The following is a 15,779-nucleotide window of genomic DNA, read 5'->3' as shown; positions in this document are numbered from 1 at the left end:
AGGGCGGACGCGCGCGGCGTCCGCCAGCCGGTACCTTTTACTGGCTTGCGCCGTAGGGCGTCTGCGAGATCGGCAGCAGCTTGCCTTCATGCCAAGCCGTCAGGCGGTAATATTGCGGAAGAATCGCATCCTGCCGTTCAGGATTGGAGGCATCGAAAGCCGGCTTGTAATTCGCAACGAGCCCGGTGTGCTCCACGGTGTAGAGTGCCTGACGCACTTTCGCCCAGTCGTAGGATCCGGCCTTCTCGATCGCCTTCGCGAGAATATAGACCGCGTCATAGGCGTTGGCGGTGCCAGAGCCCATCTTCAGATCGGACGGATCTTTCAGCCCGTATTTCTTCTGGATCTTGTCCCAGATCACCTTGGTCTTGGCATCCATATCGCCCATCCAGGTGAAGGTCTGCATCACACGAACGCCGTTGGCGAGCGGTCCTGCGAGTTCACCGAGATTTCCAGCGAGGCCCCAAGCGGCAATCATGGTCGGCTTGTAGCCAATCTTGTCGAGACTGCGCAGGACCTGATTGCCTTCGCGGTCCAGTCCCCAGATCAGCAACGTATCCGCACCGGCGTCGCGAATACGGATCGCCTGCGCCGACATATCCTGGTCGTTCCAGTTGAACGTCTCGGCGGTTACGAGTTCCTTGCCCTTGGCCTGCAATGCGGCCTTGACGTCGGGCACAGCGCCGTTGCCCCAGCCGGTATTCTCGTAAATAAAGGCGATCTTGCCGTTCTTCGTGGCTTTCATCGCCTGTTCGACAAGGAAGTGCGCGACCCACTTGTCCTTGGCGGAGACGCGGAACATGGAGCTCGGCGTCTTGCCATGCTCGATGATCTTCGTGTTCGCAGCGATGGTGCCAATATAGGGAATTCCGATTTCCTGAATGGGATCGACCTGAGCAAGACCTACAGTCGAGTGATAGCCGCCGAAGATCGCGATACATTTGTCTGCGAGCGCAATGCGGCGCGTATTGTCGACGCCGCGTGGCGGAGCGCCGGCATCGTCGTACTGGACGAAACGCAGCTTCCTGCCGAGTACACCGCCCTTCTCGTTGATTTCGTCAATCGCGACTTCCGCACCGTATTTGACAGCCGCACCGCCGAAAGCTGCGGGACCGGTCAACGGCCCGCTGTTTCCGATGCAGGGCTCCTGTTGAGCCACCGCCGGGCCTGCAATCAGCACGGCCGCCATCACAGCGATCAGAGGAAGGGGGCTTACGAAGCGTTGCGACATCTGGGCTCTCCGTTTGTTGCTGACCGCTGCGGCTATCAATGCCGCCGAGACCCGGCACCCAATTACGGAGCAAAACCGCCGGCGCCACAAAGACAAATTATTAATCGGAGATATAATTGGATCGTATACCTTGAAGCTATAAGCCCATTGATCGCCCAGCCGCACAATTAAACGCCCGTAAATGCGTAATTTTCTTGCATTTCAAGGCAGATCAAGAACGAATTGCTATGCAGCTATCGCTGCTGTTTAATTGCTCAATGGGTAAATGCCCCAGGGCAATGTATTGATGGACCTCAGACAGTTACGCTCGCTCGTTCACATCTCCGATTGCGGCAGCCTGTCGCGCGCGGCGGAAATCATGCGCACCTCGCAGCCCGCCCTCAGTCTTCAGATCAAGCATCTCGAAACGGAACTCGGTGTCGAATTGCTGCACCGTCATGCGCGCGGCGTGACGCTGACCGATCTGGGGCGCCTGTTCTGCGACCATGTGCGCACGATTCTGAAAGACATCGAACGCGCGAAGGAAATCGTCTCGAGCCAGGCCAAGAGTCCGATCGGAAAAGTCTCTGTCGGACTGCCCACGTCGGCCTGCCGCGGCATGTCTGCGCAACTCATCGCAACAGTTGCGAAGCGTTATCCGAATATCTCGCTTCATATTATCGAGGCGATGACCGGCACGCTCGACGAATGGGTGCAACTCGGGCGGCTCGACGTCGCCTTGCTCTACGATCACAAGCCGTTCCCGAATGTGGCATGGACCGAAATGATGGTCGAAGACTTGATGCTGATCGCGGACAGCAAAAATCCAATTCTAAAGCGGGCGAGCGTCCGCTTTTCGGAGCTCGAGAATTTGCCGATCGCGCTGCCGGGCAATCCGCATGTGCTCCGCAACGTGATCGACCGTATTGCGGTGCGCGAAGGCATTACGCCCAACATCGTGATCGACAGCGATTCCCTCACGGCCATCAGCCAGCTTGTGCGGTCGGGACACATGACCATCATGCCGCATTTCGCCTTCATCGACGAAATCGCGCGTGGCGAAATGAACGCGGTGCCGATTGTCGATCCGACGCCGTCATGGCGGCTTTCGGTCGTCGTGTCACAGCGCACCATCAATGCGCGCTCCAGCGAAGTCGTGGCCACTGCACTTGCGGAAGTGATCCAGTCCATGGTCGAAAGCGGCGCCTGGCGAGCACGGTTGCGGGCCCAGGGGACTTGAGCCGGGATAGAGCATCAACGCCAATTGAAGCGCGTGCATGCTGTTAAACGAGGCTATAGCTGATGCCGCGATTGCGTTGGCTAGAGTAACCTAGGCGTCGAGCACAAGGTCGCTCAAAGGAACCGCGCAACAAGTCAGGCAAGTACCGGGTTCTTCGAGTTCAACTGGCGCAAGGTGCGCGACCTGGCCGGACAGAACCTTGACGAGGCAGCTCTCGCACTGACCCGTGCGGCAACCGTTCAGCAGCTCAACGCCATTCTTCTCCGATAGACTTAATAGATCGCGTTCATCGCTGTTCCAGAGCAATTCCCTTTGGCTCCGGGCGAGCTTGACCACGAAAGGCCCATTGCTGTTCCGAGAACAATTGTCTGGCACAGAGACGCTTTTCTGAGCAATCGCCAAAACTCCTGGACTCGGCTCCTGCAGTCGAAAACTCCAGCGCCCTGCCGTGTGAATGCGGCATGCACTTTGGGGATCTACAGCGGCAAACGCGATTTTCTCCCGATCAATTTCACAAGCCCATTTTATCGGTCAGGAGAGAGGTTGCGACCTAATGCCGATAAACTTGACTTGGGACAGTTCCTCCATGGCGTAGACCACACCTTCGCGCCCGATCCCGCTCTGCTTGACACCGCCGAACGGGTACATATCGAGGCGAAACCGGCTTGCTTCATTGATCCACAGCGACCCGACGTCCATGTCCTCCGCGAAACGAAGAGCATGCGACAAGCCTTGTGTGAACACCGCTCCCTGCAAACCGAAATCGGAATCGTTCGCGAGTTCAATTGCCTCATCGATCATGTCGAATGGAACGACGGCAACGATAGGACCGAACACCTCGTCCTTCCAAAGCCGACTGTTTTTTGCGATATCCACCAATATGCCGGGGGAGACAGTCGCGCCGTCCCTCTCTGGCTTCAGCGCAACAGTGGCGCCTTTCGCCACAGCGTCCTCCACCATGCTCATCACGCGCTCTGCGGCCGCCAGATGCACCATCGGCCCCACGTCCGTTGCCGGATCGGACGCTAACCCCACCTTCATCGCTTTCGCAGCCGCAGTGAACAGCGCCAGGAATTCACCCAGTACCGAGCGCTGAACCAGAACACGCTGGGCGGAAATGCATTGCTGTCCGCTGGCCTCGAAGCCGGCGGACGCGATCCTGGTTGCGGCAAATTTTAAATCGGCATCGCCGAGCACGATATTGGCGGCGTTCGAACCGAGTTCCGCGACGAACTTCTTGGCCCCGGCCGCACGGACGAGGTCGTGTCCTGCAGCAGTTCCGCCGGTGAATGAAATCGCGTCAACATCAGGATGCGCGGCCAAGGCAAGCGCTGTCTCACGGTCGCCGGTCACGACATTGAACAGCCCCTGCGGCCACCCTGCCTCCAGGAACAACTTAGCCAGTTGCGTTGCGACACGACTGCCGGACAATGCCGGCTTCACCACAATCGCATTGCCAACCGCCACAGCAGGCATAACTTTCTGGAGCAGCAGATTGACTGGGGCGTTGAAGGGCGTAATCCCGCCAACGACGCCATAAGGTACACGTTTGGTGAAGCCCGTGAGGCCTCTCCCCGTCGCCACGGCGTCCAGCGGCAGGACTTCGCCGCGGAGCTGCGACACGGCGGCGATGCAGGCGTCGATAAAATCGCAACCGCGGTTAGCCTCGAAATTCGCGGCCTTGATCGGTTTGCCGACATCTTCACAGATGAGCTTTGCAATGTCGGCAGCACTGCCGCGAATTGCATCCGATGCCTGCTTGAGCAGCGCCATCCGGTCATGAATGCTCGATGACTTGAAGGCCCGGAATGCCGCCCGAGACGAAGCGACCGCCACGGCTACACCTTCCGCCCCGCTTTCGACGATATCGCCGATATGTACGCCATCCTGCGGGCGCACAAACGTCTTCAGGACTGCACCTTTGGGCTTCGAATGTCCCGGAACAAAAGGTTCGGCGATGAAGAGAGAATCCGAATGCTGCACGTCGATATCCTGTCAGAATTTGATTTGTTTATTGCCGCCGCCTCGCACCACAGTCAAACTTTCGTCGTTGGCCAGGATAGAAATGATTTCGTCCTTCTTCCGACCCTCATGACACGTGACCGAACGCGTGGACAGGCCATTTCAGAGCTTGAGCAGGCGCTTGGCATTCCCGGAGAAGATCTTGTCCTTGTCGCTGTCGGTCATCGCGCACTCCTTCATCCATTTGACGCCGGCGACGTTCGACGCATATGGCCAGTCGACCGAAAAAAGCACACGATCGATGCCGATCTCGTCGATGCAGCATTGCATCGCAGGCGTGGAGAAAAAACCGCTTGTGGTGACATAGAAGTGCTCTGAAAACACCTCACGAAAGTTCTTCATCGGCGTATCGCGACTCAATGCTTCATCGATCCGCGCGATCTGATAGGGGATCGTTTCGCCAAGATGCCCGAGGATGATCTTGAGACGCGGATAAGCGTCGAAGATGCCGCTCAGAACCAGACGCATCGCCTGCGTCCCGGTTTCCACCATGAAGCCCCATCCTGCACGAATGAACATCGGATGGGTTTCGGCATACCCCTTGTAATAGGTCGACAGGATTGCAGGATTGGGATCTGATGGATGAAGATAGATCGGAACATCGAGCGCCTGCGCCCGCTCGAAAATCGGCCAGTAGCGCTTATCGTCCAAAAACGGTCCTTCGGTGAGGCTGTTGATCATCCCACCCTTGAAACCAAGTGAGCCGACAGCCCGCTCAAGTTCGTCAGCCCCCGTAACGGCATCCGACGTCGGCACGGCAGCAAACCCCGCAAACCGGCTCGGATGCTGTTGAATGGCGGCGTGAAGACGATCATTCGTCCTTCGAGCCCAAGACACAGAGTCGGCGTCCTTCACTCCTTGCGCTCCGGGAGGCGCATGCGAGATCACCTGGAGATCAATGCCGGCCTCATCCATCTCCTTGATGCGCTGTTCACCAAGATCACTGAGTCGGCGGAGAAACGGGGTATCGGGACGTGGCGAATGCCGCGGCGTGTCGGCTTGCGCGTTCCAATCCGCATCGAAATAGTGTTCTTCCAGGGCAATGATCATGGGTGTTTCTTCACTCCGAATTTTATTGGCTTTTTCGAGCTGAGGTCCGTGTGGCGGCGATGGCATACCACCAACCGCTCGCGGGCGTCCGCGCAGCGTCAATGCTCGTCGATGAAACGCAGGATCGCCTGTCCAAGCACCTCTTCCGACGTATTCACGTGCGCAATGATCGAGGTGTGGTTGTGCTCCTTGAGCCAGAGAACCGGGGGCGCAAATCCCTTGGCGTCGGCAAGCCGATGCGCAAGCTCAAGGCAATAGACATCGATCAGCGGATTCTCGAACTCCGCCATGGCGATGAATGTCGGCATGCTGTCCGCATCGACATGCGTGATGGGTGTTACATCGTTGTAGGTGCTGGAATCCGATCCGTAATATGCCTCCACCCGCCGGGCATTCGGATTGTCGCTGCGATTGTCCGCACGCATACGCCCGCTGACAATGATCAGGCCGGCCAGCCCTGGCCCGCCCTCAGGTTGAAGGCTCTTGTTGTACGCGTAGCTGCCGACATGGGCCCCGCCAGCCGAATGTCCCATCAGGAAGACACGGTTTGGATCGACCCCAAGTTCGTCTGCATTGTCGCGCATCCATTGTACGATCTTTGAGATATCGCGTGTCGCTTCCGGATAGATTGCATCCGGCGCAAGACGATACCCGGAATTGATGCCGACGATCCCATGCTGCGCGAAATAGTGTAGCACGTTGGCATACACTTCGCTGCTGCGATGCCGGCTTCCCTCGGTGAAAGCGCCGCCGTGGACGAAGACCAGTCCCGGACGTCTCCCATTCTCGACGCGAACATCGTTGAGTGGACGAAACACGTCAAACCGCTGACGCTCATGCGGACCGTAGCTGACGTTGGAGACCACCTCTGCGGCATCCTTCGGAGCATGGACCAACACCTCGCTGAAACGGTCAATCATCAGCTTGATATGGCCGCGCGTGTCGGTCGCCCATTTCGGGCCGACTTCAGCCATCAGCTTACGCAGATCGTCAGGGATGTCAGGAAGAGATGCCATTCATAAAACCTGATGTAGAGCATCTGGCGATCTGTCATCGCCAGATGCTCATCACATAGCCAATCAAGGCATGCAACATTACTGCGGCATAGCACACACAGCAGCAATTCATGTTGATGAGGTTACTTTTGCTTCGCGCCGGAAGCTTTGATCACCTCGGCCCATTTGTCCGTTTCCGTCTTCAGAAACTTCCGGAAATCCGCCTCATCCGCGGTGCCCGGCATCGAACCGAGATCGCTCAGGCGCTTGACGATGTCCGGAGACTTCAAGGCTGCGCCCATTTCTGTCCGCAGCTTCTTCAGGATCGGCGCCGGCGTCTTGACCGGCGCCACAACAGCGACCCAGGAAGCTGCATCATAGCCCTTCAATCCCTGCTCGGCGAGTGTGGGAAGATCAGCCAAAACGGCTGGACGTTTGGTTCCGGCATTGGCGATCGCGCGCACACGACCCGACTTGATCTGAGGAAGACTGGATGGCAACAGATCGAAAAGCACCTGAATATGGCCGCCCACAAGATCGTTCATCGCCGCCGATGTTCCTTTGTAGGGAACGTGCACAATCTCGACTTTTGCCAGCGACTTGAACAGCTCTCCTGCCAAGTGCGGAATCGTGCCAACGCCGGCCGAGCCAAAACTCACTTTTCCAGGATTGGCTTTGGCATACGCGATCAACTCATCGAGATTCTTTACCGGCAGATCATTGCTGACCATCAGCACAACAGGCGTTACGGCGAATAATCCGATCGGCGCAAAGTCCTTGTCCGCATCGTACGGCATATTGTTGTAAAGAAACTGATTGACGACAAGCGTTGGCGCGGTGTGCAGCAACGTGTATCCGTCCGGGTTGGATTTTGCGACAGCCTCCGAGCCGATATTGCCGCCTGCACCGCCGCGGTTCTCGACGATGAATTGCTGGCCGGTTTGTTCGGAAAGCTTCTGCGCCAGAATGCGCCCTGTGGAATCCACCGTGCCGCCTGCGAGGAAAGGAACGACGAGGCGAACCGGACGATCGGGAAACTCCTGCGCAAGGGCCGGAGCAAATAACGCAGCCAAGGAAAACAAGGCGGCAGTGAAAAAACGGTACATGCAGCTCATTATCGAGACTCTCCTGACCGGGTTGAGCAAGCATAGCCAGCGCTGACCGAGCCCCTCGGACAGCCGCAACGTACAGCAGCGTTCACCCTTCGCAGAACGGCTTGTTCGCAAGCGGTCAACGCAAAGCAATTTGCCTGTCGCCTCCGTTGCGCGTGCGCAAAAGGAGCAAATTCCAAAGCAGAATTACTCTGAAGAAAAGCTATCCTACAGTTGACTGATCAGTCAACATTGCATGGCAACAATTCGACATATGCGATTGCTGATGCCCAGACGTTCAGCACGTCGATTAATTTGTGAGAGTTTGCTTGATCAAAAAGTGAGCGAAAAAGCGAAACCGGCCTAGCAGGCAGTGCGCGCTTTCTTGTCCGTCGCGATCATCGCCGTCGGATCTGAGACGCAGTGAAGAAGGACCAGATTCGTAACGTGATCCAGCCACTCCTGACGCGACTTCTCTGACGTCAGATCGCGGCCCAATGCGATTTCGAGTGTGTATTGGTTGGAGAGGTAGTGATAGCAAAGGGAAGACAACGTCATGTAGAGCAGACGCGCATCGATCGAGGCACGAAAAATGCCGTCGCTGCGGCCCCGCTCCAGAATGAACTGGATCGTCTCAACAAGCGGCGTGTAAAGATAACGTATCTGTCCGGATTTCCGCAGATACTTGCCGCGATGCTTGTTCTCCTCGTTCATCAACCGGATGGCATGAGGATTATTCTCGAAGGCTCGAAAAGTGTGCTGCACAAGCTGCTGCATCGCTACAAGCGGATCGCTCGCACGGATGCTGATGTCTTTCTGCTGCTCACGCAACTGTTCATAGGTTCGGTCGAGCGCGGCGATGAAAAGTCCCTCTTTCGACTTGAAATAGTAGTAGAGCATATTCTTGCTGACGCGTGATCGCTCCGCAATGCGATCAACGCGTGCGCCTTCTAGGCCGATACGAGAGAACTCCTCGATCGCCTGCTTCAGAATTTTCTCGCGAACGCGCGCCGGATCACCGCTTCGCTGCGCCACGCCAGCTCTCCTGTCAGAAGTTCCTCACCTGCATTGATCGACGATTCGCGCCGTTGTCAACGCGGTTAGCAAGGAACTGACAGGGTTCCGGCCCGGCCTTGGAAAAGCCGATCCACGTATCAGGCAGCAGCTTGCGCGGATTTTGCCTCCTCAACCAATTGCCAGATTTTCGGTGGCGACAGCGGCAGCTCATTCGGCTGCACATTGAGATGCGACAAGGCATCGGCGATCGCATTCGCCATGATCCCGCCGGAGGGAATGAGCGCCCCTTCGCCCGCCCCCTTGGCGCCAAGCGGGTTGTTCGGACACGGCTTCAGCTCAAGCGTGATCGACCGGAGATTTGGGAAGTCGAACGCGGTCGGCATCAGATAATCAGCAAACGATCCGGTCAGCAACTGCCCTTGATCGTCGTAGATCAGATGCTCCAGGAACGCCCCGCCCAACCCCTGTACCATCGATCCGATGGCCTGACCGTGCAGCGTCAGCGGATTGATCATACGGCCGACGTCTTCGACCGACAGATAATCCAGCACCTTGACGTGACCTGTCCCCGGATCCACGGCGACATGCGCAGCCTGAGTGCCGTAGGCCCATGTGTACTTCTTGTTGAAGAACTCCGCCTCCACCTCTAACGGAGCATCCGACAATCCGCTCAGGTCCGTGAACTTCTCGCCATATCCGATGCGCTCGCCTTCGATCACGATCTGATCGGCAGCACATCCAAAGCGTGAAGCCGCGACGTCCCGGATTTTCTGCTTAAGCTTGTCGGCGGCGAGCAGGATCGCCGAACCGCCCATGACGGTCGATCGCGAGTGATAGGCGCCATACCCATCCTTCACATAGCTGGTCGAACCGTGGAAGATCGTGATCTTTTCGTAAGGCATCTCCATCGCATCAGCGGCAATTTGCGCCATGATGGTCTCGAGTCCCTGCCCAACCGAGGACGAGCCCATGTAGACCGAAAGCTTTCCATCGGTCTCCAGCACCAGACGAACTTCTTCCTTCGGGCCCGCGGCGCCGCCCTCGATAAAGCTGCCGATCGCAAGACCGTGGTAGTAACCGTCGATCTCCTTGCCACGCAGTTTGCTCTTTTCGGCCCAATTGAATTCCTTCACGCAGCGATCAAACACGGCATGGTAGTCACCACTGTCGAGTTCAGTCGAGCTGTCATAAGGCGCAATCGATGCAAGCGGATACGGCATCTGCGCATCCGCGACGAGATTGCGCCGCCTCAGCTCAAGCCGATCCATCGCGAGATCTTTTGCGATCAGATCGATCATCCGCTCGCGAACAAAATCCGTCTCGAAACGGCCTGGACCGCGATACGTACCGCTCGGCGTCTTGTTCGTCGTCAGCATCTCGCTCTTGATATCGATATGCTCGAAACAATACGGACCCGACATATATTGCGCCACGTTGCGGGGACCGACCGAGCCGTTGGTGCGCAGATACGCCCCGACATCTGCCCAGACCTGCCCACGGATACCGACAAAGGTGCCGTCGTTATTGACCGCGAATTCCACGTCGCATTCGATGTCACGCGCATGGTTCGCGGACATCATATGCTCGCGACGATCCTCCACCCACTTCACCGGCCGTTCAATGAACTTCGCCGCCGCCGGGATCAGATAATCCTCCGGATAGAATTCGCCGCGCGAGCCGAAGCCACCGCCAACATCAACCTCAATCAGATCGACAGCCTCGAGGTCAAGGCCAAGCGCCGCAGCCAGCACACGCCGATTGTGCCACGGGGTCTTTGCCGCACCCCAGACAGTCAGCTTGCCGTCCACTTTGTTCCACTCAGCAACAAATCCACGCGGTTCCATGAACATGGCTGCGTGCCGCTGCACCCTGAATTGGTCACGATAAATCCGGTCCGCCTTTGCAAAACCTTCGTCAGCGTTGCCCTTAAAGGCATGCCATGTAATCGCGACGTTCGAGCCGTGGCCCTCAAACAGAAGCGCTTCTTTGGACTCGGCCTGGTCGCGACCCGTGACGGCCGGAAGCGTCTCAATGTCGACGAAGATATGCTCGAGCGCATCCTCAGCCAGCGCAGCGGTGTCGGCAATCACGACAGCGATGGGTTCACCGACGTAACGAACCTTGTCGTGGGCCAGAACCGGCTGATGAAATCGCTCGAGTTGCGGCAACGGCTGCAGACGCAGCGGAATGACGGGCACCACCTCGCCAAGATCGGCCGCTGTCAACACATGGCGTACACCTGGCAAAGCGAGAGCAGCGCTCGCATCGATCGACTTGAGGATGCCGTGCGCGATTGAACTGCGAAGAATGACGGCGTGAAGCTGCCCTGGCCTGTTGACATCAGAGATATAGGTGCCGCGCCCACGCACCATGCGCAGGTCCTCGACCCGCTCCATGGGCCGGCCAATATAGGTGTTATGAACGTTCATGACGTGGCCTTGCGTCCGTAATGGCTGCGTGCTTCGAGCACCGCCTCAACTATCGGCACATATCCCGTGCAACGGCACAAATTCCCCGACAAAACATCCCTGATGCGATCTTCATCTGCATCCGGCTCGTTGGTGAGCAAAGCGTGCGCCGTCGTGATGAAACCCGGCGTGCAGAACCCGCATTGCAGCGCGTGATGCTTTCGGAACGTGGCCTGTAGCGGCGTGAGGTCGTCGCCGGACAAACCTTCGACGGTGACCACCTTCTCTCCTTGCGCTTGTACAGCCAGCATCAGGCAGGACCTGACCGCTTCACCATTCACCAGTACGGTGCATGCTCCGCATACACCGTGCTCACAACCGACATGGGTGCCGGTCTGATGAAGGTCATCGCGAATGCAATCCGCCAGCGTGGTCCGCGCCTCGACGCCCACGTCGACAGCCTTGCCGTTGATCTCGAACTTCACCTGCGTCACGTTCAGGAGCCTCTCGTTGCCGATTGTCTAAGCCCGCGCTCGAGCAATGTCGCAAGCAGCGAGCGGCGATAAGCGGAGGGTGCGTGGATGTCCGACGGCGGCTCGACGGTTTCATGCACCGTCTTGGCCGCTGCGGCAATGGCCTGGTCATCCAAAACCTTGCCGTTCAGCACAGTTTCCACTGCGTGAAGGCGTATCGGGCAGTCGGCCACACCAATCGCGCCAATATGCGTGTTGGTCACGCGCCCTGCCCCGTCGAGGTCGTAGAACAGTGCGACGCCAGCCATCGCAAAATCACCTTTGCGACGCGCAAATTCCAAAAATGCCCAACGACGCTCCGCCGACCAAGCCGGCAACAGCACGTCCGTCAGGATCTCATCCGATCCCAATGTCGTCTGGAGCGGGCCGGTGAAGAAATTGGTCGCAACTTCCGTCCGTGTTCCGGCACTGCCAACGATCGTGAGGACCGCGTCGCAGGTCACCGCAATTCCAGGCATCTCGGCAGATGGATCGGCATGAGCCAGCGACCCGCCGACCGTCCCGCGATTGCGGACCTGATAATGGGCGACATGTTCGATCGCCTTGGCTAGCAATGGATGGCATTTTGCGAGGCGATTGTCGGCCTCGATATCACACCAGCGGACCCTGGCTCCGAGGTGGATTCCATCATCGCTAATTGTGATCTGATTGAGGCCCGAAAGCCTCTTCAGATCGACCAATAAGTCAGGCGCGGCGAGACGGAAGGCCAGCATCGGCATCAGGCTCTGCCCACCCGATATCACTTTGGCACCTCCTGACGACGATGCCAGAAGTTTTACAGCCTCATCGATTGTTAATGGGGCGGCATATTCGAAGGCAGGAGGCTTCATTTTGCTCGTTCACATCTTGGCAAGATATAACCCTGGACTGCAATGTTGCAGCAGCTTCCGGTATTCAGAATAGAATATCTCTAGTTGACTATTCAGTCAACGAAGCGTCAGCTTGCAGTTGAAATTCGGGAAGCGCAGCGCCGCCTATACGCAGCGAGATTGATCTAACAATGAGGCTGCGACGCCGCACCTTGGGACAAAACTCGTTGGCCCAAAGTGCTGAGCGGGTCTTATATTAAGATACTGCCTTCAGATGCTCATCGCGACGCTTGTAAAGATCGTCGTCTGCATATCCCATCGTTTCCGGCTTGCCGCGCCCGAGCATCACCTGGAAATACACGGGCTCAAGGCTGTTGTTGTCGTAGCCGTGAATCACGCCAGCCGGGCAGGAAATGCATTCCCAGGGCCCGAGCCGCTTGGAGATCTTCCGGCCATCCTCGTCCTGGACGAAAACATCGAGATGCCCCTGGAGCACGAAGAACACCTCTTCGACCTCGTGGGTATGCGCCGCGTTGCCCTGCCCGGGCGGAACATACATGATTGACAGAGTGAAGTTTCCGGCTGGAATCGCGCTAACATCGTTGTGCTTTCCGGAACCACCTGCACCGATGAACCGATGCTGCGCGCGCTTGTAACCTTCGATCTTTGCATCCTCGAATGCGGCCCAATCGGCCCTCCGATCGGCATACCGCGCCACATAACGATCCATGATCTCTTCGAGCGACGCATTCTCAAGCTCTTTGGGGCGAGCGTGCCTTGCCGTGGCCATAACTTTCTCCTGCCAATTCAAACCACTTTCGTGGACCGAGGATGCATTCTGCATAGATGTTCAGCTCGGACCGTGAAGGAAGCCAATGGAGATTACTCTTTAGTTGACCAATTAGTCAACAAAATAACACATCGACAGATCACCATTGTCGGAGTATTTGGAAACAGCACGATGAACGCCGGACTGGGGCCGCCGGCCGGTTCACGATGTCTGCGCTATGTCCTCGACCGTACGATGCGCGTCGATCAGTTTGGCGATATTGGCCGGTGATAACGGAAGCTCACGCACTTCAACGCCGAGGGGCGCAAGAGCAGCAGCCACGGCATTGGCAGCAGCGGCGGCAACGGCAACCATGCCGCCCTCGCCTGCGCCCTTCGCACCAAGCGGATTGGTCTTCGAACGATACTTCTCCGTCGCAATGGCACGGATGTTCTGGAAGTCGGATGCCGTCGGAACAAGATAATCAGCCAGCGTGACGCTGAGGATCTGCCCGTCTTGATCGTAAGCAACCTGCTCCATGAATGCGCCACCAAGGCCCTGCACCAAGGCGCCGATTGCCTGACCGTGCACGATGTTCGGATTGATGATGCGCCCCACATCCTCGATGGCGACGTAGTCGAGAATGTCGACCTTGCCGGTCTCCGGGTCCACCGCCACGTGGCAGGCGTGTGCGCCGTTGCTGTAGGTGCGGATAGTGGTGGCGAATGTCCCGTCCGCTTCGACGCCGGCGAAATCGGAAAGACGCGCCTCCTTGTTGCCGGCACGGACCTTGCCATGCGCGACCTCGATCTGTTCGTTGGGAAAACCGAGACGCTCCTTGGCAACCGTTTGAATAGCCGCAACCAGATTCTCGCAGGCCGCCTTCACAGCCGAACCGCCGACGACCATCGAGCGCGATGCAAACGTGCCAAAGCCTTCGTGCAGATAGGTCGTCGAACCGTGCAGGATCTTGATGTCATCAAACGGGATTTTCAGGACATCGGCCGCGACCTGCGTCAGTGTCGTTTCAAGACCCTGACCGAGGATGGATGAGCCGACATAGACCGCAATCGTGCCGCCTTCCCCGACAACGACGCGCGCGTTTTCCTTGCCGGAGCCACCGCTTTCAACGAATGGCACGGCAGCAAGGCCGTGATAACGACCGCCGATGAATTTGCCTTGCAGCGTCTTGTTCTCGCGCCATCCGATCTCATCAAGCGCCTGCTGGAAGGTCGCGGGATAATCGCCGGTGTCGAATTCCGTGTCGGGTTCGTAGGGCACCAGCTTGCCGGTGGCGTATGGCAATTCCGCTTCGGTGATGAGATTCTTCAAACGAAATTCCATCAGATCGATCTTGAGATCGGTGGCAACCATATCGAACAGCCGTTCGCGGAAGAAGTTTCCCTCGAAGCGGCCGGGCGCGCGATAGGTGCCGATCGGCGTCTTATTGGTCATCACGGCTTCGACCGTGAGCGCGATGCCGGGAATGCGGTATGGCCCGGGGAGAAATTGCGCCGCCTTCGCGGGGACAACGCCGCCATTGGTGCGGATATAAGCGCCCATATCCGCATAGATGCTGCCGCGCAGACCGAGAATGGTACCGTCACGCTTGCAGGCAATCTCGATATCGCAATCGACCTCGCGCGAATGATTGGTCGCCATTAAATGTTCGCGGCGATCCTCGACCCATTTCACCGGCTGGCCGACATGGCGGGCGGCGAACGGAATCAGGAAGTCCTCAGGATAAAACTCGCCGCGCACCCCGAAGCCACCACCGACATCGACCTCGATCATGTCGATGTCGCTCTCGCTCACCTTCAGCATGGGCGCGAGAATGCGGCGATTGAAGAACAGCACCTTGCAGGCACCGAAGACGGTCAGCCGGTTTTCGTCCCATTCGGCGAGAAGTCCGCGCGTCTCCATCGGCAAACCAGCCAGCCGATGGCATTTGAAACTTTCGCGGCGGGTATATTCGGCCGCGGCAAAAGCGGCATCAGCATCCCCGAATGCAACGTCATACCGGACGGCACGATTGGTTCCGCTGTCCTCAAACAACAACGCACCGGAAACGGCGGCATGCCGGTCAGGCGCAACGGGCAAAGGCTCGATATCGACGTTAATATTGTCGAGCGCGTCCTCGGCAATCGCCCGCGTGTCGGCGACAACGACCGCGATCGGCTCACCGACATAGCGAACCTTGTCCTTCGCAATCACCGGCTGCAGATAGTTCTTGAACTCGGGCAAAGGCGCCAGACGCAACGGAATCAGCGGGATATCATCACCGATATCCGCAGCGGTGATCACCGCGCGAACACCCTCTATCTCCAGCGCTGCCGAAGTGTCGATGGAGAGGATATGGCCATGTGCGATGCTGCTGCGCAAAACAACCGCATGCAGCATGCCGGGACGGACAATGTCGTCAACGAAAATGCCAGTGCCGGTGATCAGGCGCGGATCTTCTGCGCGCGGAACGGGCTGGCCAACTATTGTTTCGTTGTTCATTGTCGGCCGACCGATGATGAAGACTCCGAAGAAGCCCGCGAGCATAGTTGCATGCCGCATGATTGCAAGGCGGAAACGTACCGGTCTCTTCGATGACGAGCCGAGCTCACGAAAGAAGCCAGCATGCTACCGG

13 protein-coding genes are annotated in these 15,779 nt (G+C 57.8%); 1 reads left to right on the top strand and 12 read right to left on the bottom strand.

Annotation, left to right across the window (positions count from 1 at the left end; translation table 11 throughout):
• Window positions 1-37 precede the first annotated feature (37 nt).
• Entirely contained in the window at window positions 38-1,231 is a 1,194-nt protein-coding gene (locus tag CAK95_RS14320; RefSeq protein WP_086088520.1) for an ABC transporter substrate-binding protein, read from the bottom strand.
• Window positions 1,232-1,517: 286 nt separating this feature from the next.
• On the opposite strand from CAK95_RS14320, the gene CAK95_RS14315 reads away from it, so the two are divergent.
• Window positions 1,518-2,450: a LysR family transcriptional regulator gene (locus tag CAK95_RS14315; protein WP_086088519.1), complete on the top strand. Its 933-nt coding sequence runs from the start codon at window positions 1,518-1,520 to the stop codon at window positions 2,448-2,450.
• Between the two features lie 90 nt (window positions 2,451-2,540).
• Here CAK95_RS14315 and CAK95_RS30005 read toward each other — a convergent pair whose 3' ends face one another.
• From CAK95_RS30005 to CAK95_RS14260, 11 genes are all read right to left on the bottom strand, one after another.
• Window positions 2,541-2,786: a 2Fe-2S iron-sulfur cluster-binding protein gene (locus tag CAK95_RS30005; RefSeq protein WP_245303767.1), complete on the bottom strand. Its 246-nt coding sequence runs from the start codon at window positions 2,784-2,786 to the stop codon at window positions 2,541-2,543.
• Window positions 2,787-2,981: 195 nt separating this feature from the next.
• Complete coding sequence (locus tag CAK95_RS14305; protein WP_157699626.1) at window positions 2,982-4,433, bottom strand: aldehyde dehydrogenase family protein; 1,452 nt, start codon at window positions 4,431-4,433, stop codon at window positions 2,982-2,984.
• 141 nt (window positions 4,434-4,574) lie between these two features.
• Window positions 4,575-5,522 carry an amidohydrolase family protein gene (locus CAK95_RS14300; protein ID WP_157699625.1) on the bottom strand — a complete coding sequence of 316 codons (948 nt, stop codon included), beginning with the start codon at window positions 5,520-5,522 and terminating at the stop codon, window positions 4,575-4,577.
• A 98-nt stretch (window positions 5,523-5,620) separates the two neighbouring features.
• On the bottom strand, window positions 5,621-6,538 hold the full coding sequence (locus CAK95_RS14295) for an alpha/beta hydrolase (protein ID WP_086088515.1): 918 nt from the start codon (window positions 6,536-6,538) through the stop codon (window positions 5,621-5,623).
• Between the two features lie 122 nt (window positions 6,539-6,660).
• A complete protein-coding gene (locus CAK95_RS14290) occupies window positions 6,661-7,623 on the bottom strand; it encodes a Bug family tripartite tricarboxylate transporter substrate binding protein (protein WP_086088514.1) in 963 nt (320 codons plus the stop codon).
• A gap of 348 nt (window positions 7,624-7,971) precedes the next feature.
• Window positions 7,972-8,643 carry a TetR/AcrR family transcriptional regulator gene (locus CAK95_RS14285; protein WP_086088513.1) on the bottom strand — a complete coding sequence of 224 codons (672 nt, stop codon included), beginning with the start codon at window positions 8,641-8,643 and terminating at the stop codon, window positions 7,972-7,974.
• Window positions 8,644-8,762: 119 nt separating this feature from the next.
• Window positions 8,763-11,054, bottom strand: coding sequence for a xanthine dehydrogenase family protein molybdopterin-binding subunit (locus tag CAK95_RS14280; protein ID WP_086088512.1), 2,292 nt, complete (start codon window positions 11,052-11,054; stop codon window positions 8,763-8,765).
• Window positions 11,051-11,527, bottom strand: a complete 477-nt coding sequence (locus tag CAK95_RS14275) for a (2Fe-2S)-binding protein (protein ID WP_245303766.1) — start codon at window positions 11,525-11,527, stop codon at window positions 11,051-11,053. The genes CAK95_RS14280 and CAK95_RS14275 overlap by 4 nt, the downstream gene beginning before the upstream one ends.
• Before the next feature lie 2 nt (window positions 11,528-11,529).
• Window positions 11,530-12,396, bottom strand: coding sequence for an FAD binding domain-containing protein (locus tag CAK95_RS14270; protein WP_086088510.1), 867 nt, complete (start codon window positions 12,394-12,396; stop codon window positions 11,530-11,532).
• 235 nt (window positions 12,397-12,631) lie between these two features.
• A complete protein-coding gene (locus CAK95_RS14265; RefSeq protein WP_086088509.1) occupies window positions 12,632-13,165 on the bottom strand; it encodes a cupin domain-containing protein in 534 nt (177 codons plus the stop codon).
• Window positions 13,166-13,366: 201 nt separating this feature from the next.
• Entirely contained in the window at window positions 13,367-15,646 is a 2,280-nt protein-coding gene (locus tag CAK95_RS14260) for a xanthine dehydrogenase family protein molybdopterin-binding subunit (protein WP_086091418.1), read from the bottom strand.
• Window positions 15,647-15,779: the final 133 nt, after the last annotated feature.

Source organism: Pseudorhodoplanes sinuspersici (assembly GCF_002119765.1).
GTDB lineage: Bacteria > Pseudomonadota > Alphaproteobacteria > Rhizobiales > Xanthobacteraceae > Pseudorhodoplanes > Pseudorhodoplanes sinuspersici.
The sequence above is the reverse complement of the archived record's forward strand: the minus strand, read 5'-3'. Positions and strand labels throughout refer to the sequence as shown.

Excerpts from the sequence above, each read along its gene's own strand:
- CAK95_RS14295 (WP_086088515.1), bottom strand. The coding sequence starts at position 6,538 with ATGGCATCTCTTCCTGACATCCCTGACGATCTGCGTAAGCTGATGGCT.
- CAK95_RS14320 (WP_086088520.1), bottom strand. The coding sequence starts at position 1,231 with ATGTCGCAACGCTTCGTAAGCCCCCTTCCTCTGATCGCTGTGATGGCG.
- CAK95_RS14300 (WP_157699625.1), bottom strand. The coding sequence starts at position 5,522 with ATGATCATTGCCCTGGAAGAACACTATTTCGATGCGGATTGGAACGCG.
- CAK95_RS14260 (WP_086091418.1), bottom strand. The coding sequence starts at position 15,646 with ATGAACAACGAAACAATAGTTGGCCAGCCCGTTCCGCGCGCAGAAGAT.
- CAK95_RS14290 (WP_086088514.1), bottom strand. The coding sequence starts at position 7,623 with ATGTACCGTTTTTTCACTGCCGCCTTGTTTTCCTTGGCTGCGTTATTT.
- CAK95_RS14280 (WP_086088512.1), bottom strand. The coding sequence starts at position 11,054 with ATGAACGTTCATAACACCTATATTGGCCGGCCCATGGAGCGGGTCGAG.
- CAK95_RS14265 (WP_086088509.1), bottom strand. The coding sequence starts at position 13,165 with ATGGCCACGGCAAGGCACGCTCGCCCCAAAGAGCTTGAGAATGCGTCG.
- CAK95_RS14315 (WP_086088519.1), top strand. The coding sequence starts at position 1,518 with ATGGACCTCAGACAGTTACGCTCGCTCGTTCACATCTCCGATTGCGGC.
- CAK95_RS14270 (WP_086088510.1), bottom strand. The coding sequence starts at position 12,396 with ATGAAGCCTCCTGCCTTCGAATATGCCGCCCCATTAACAATCGATGAG.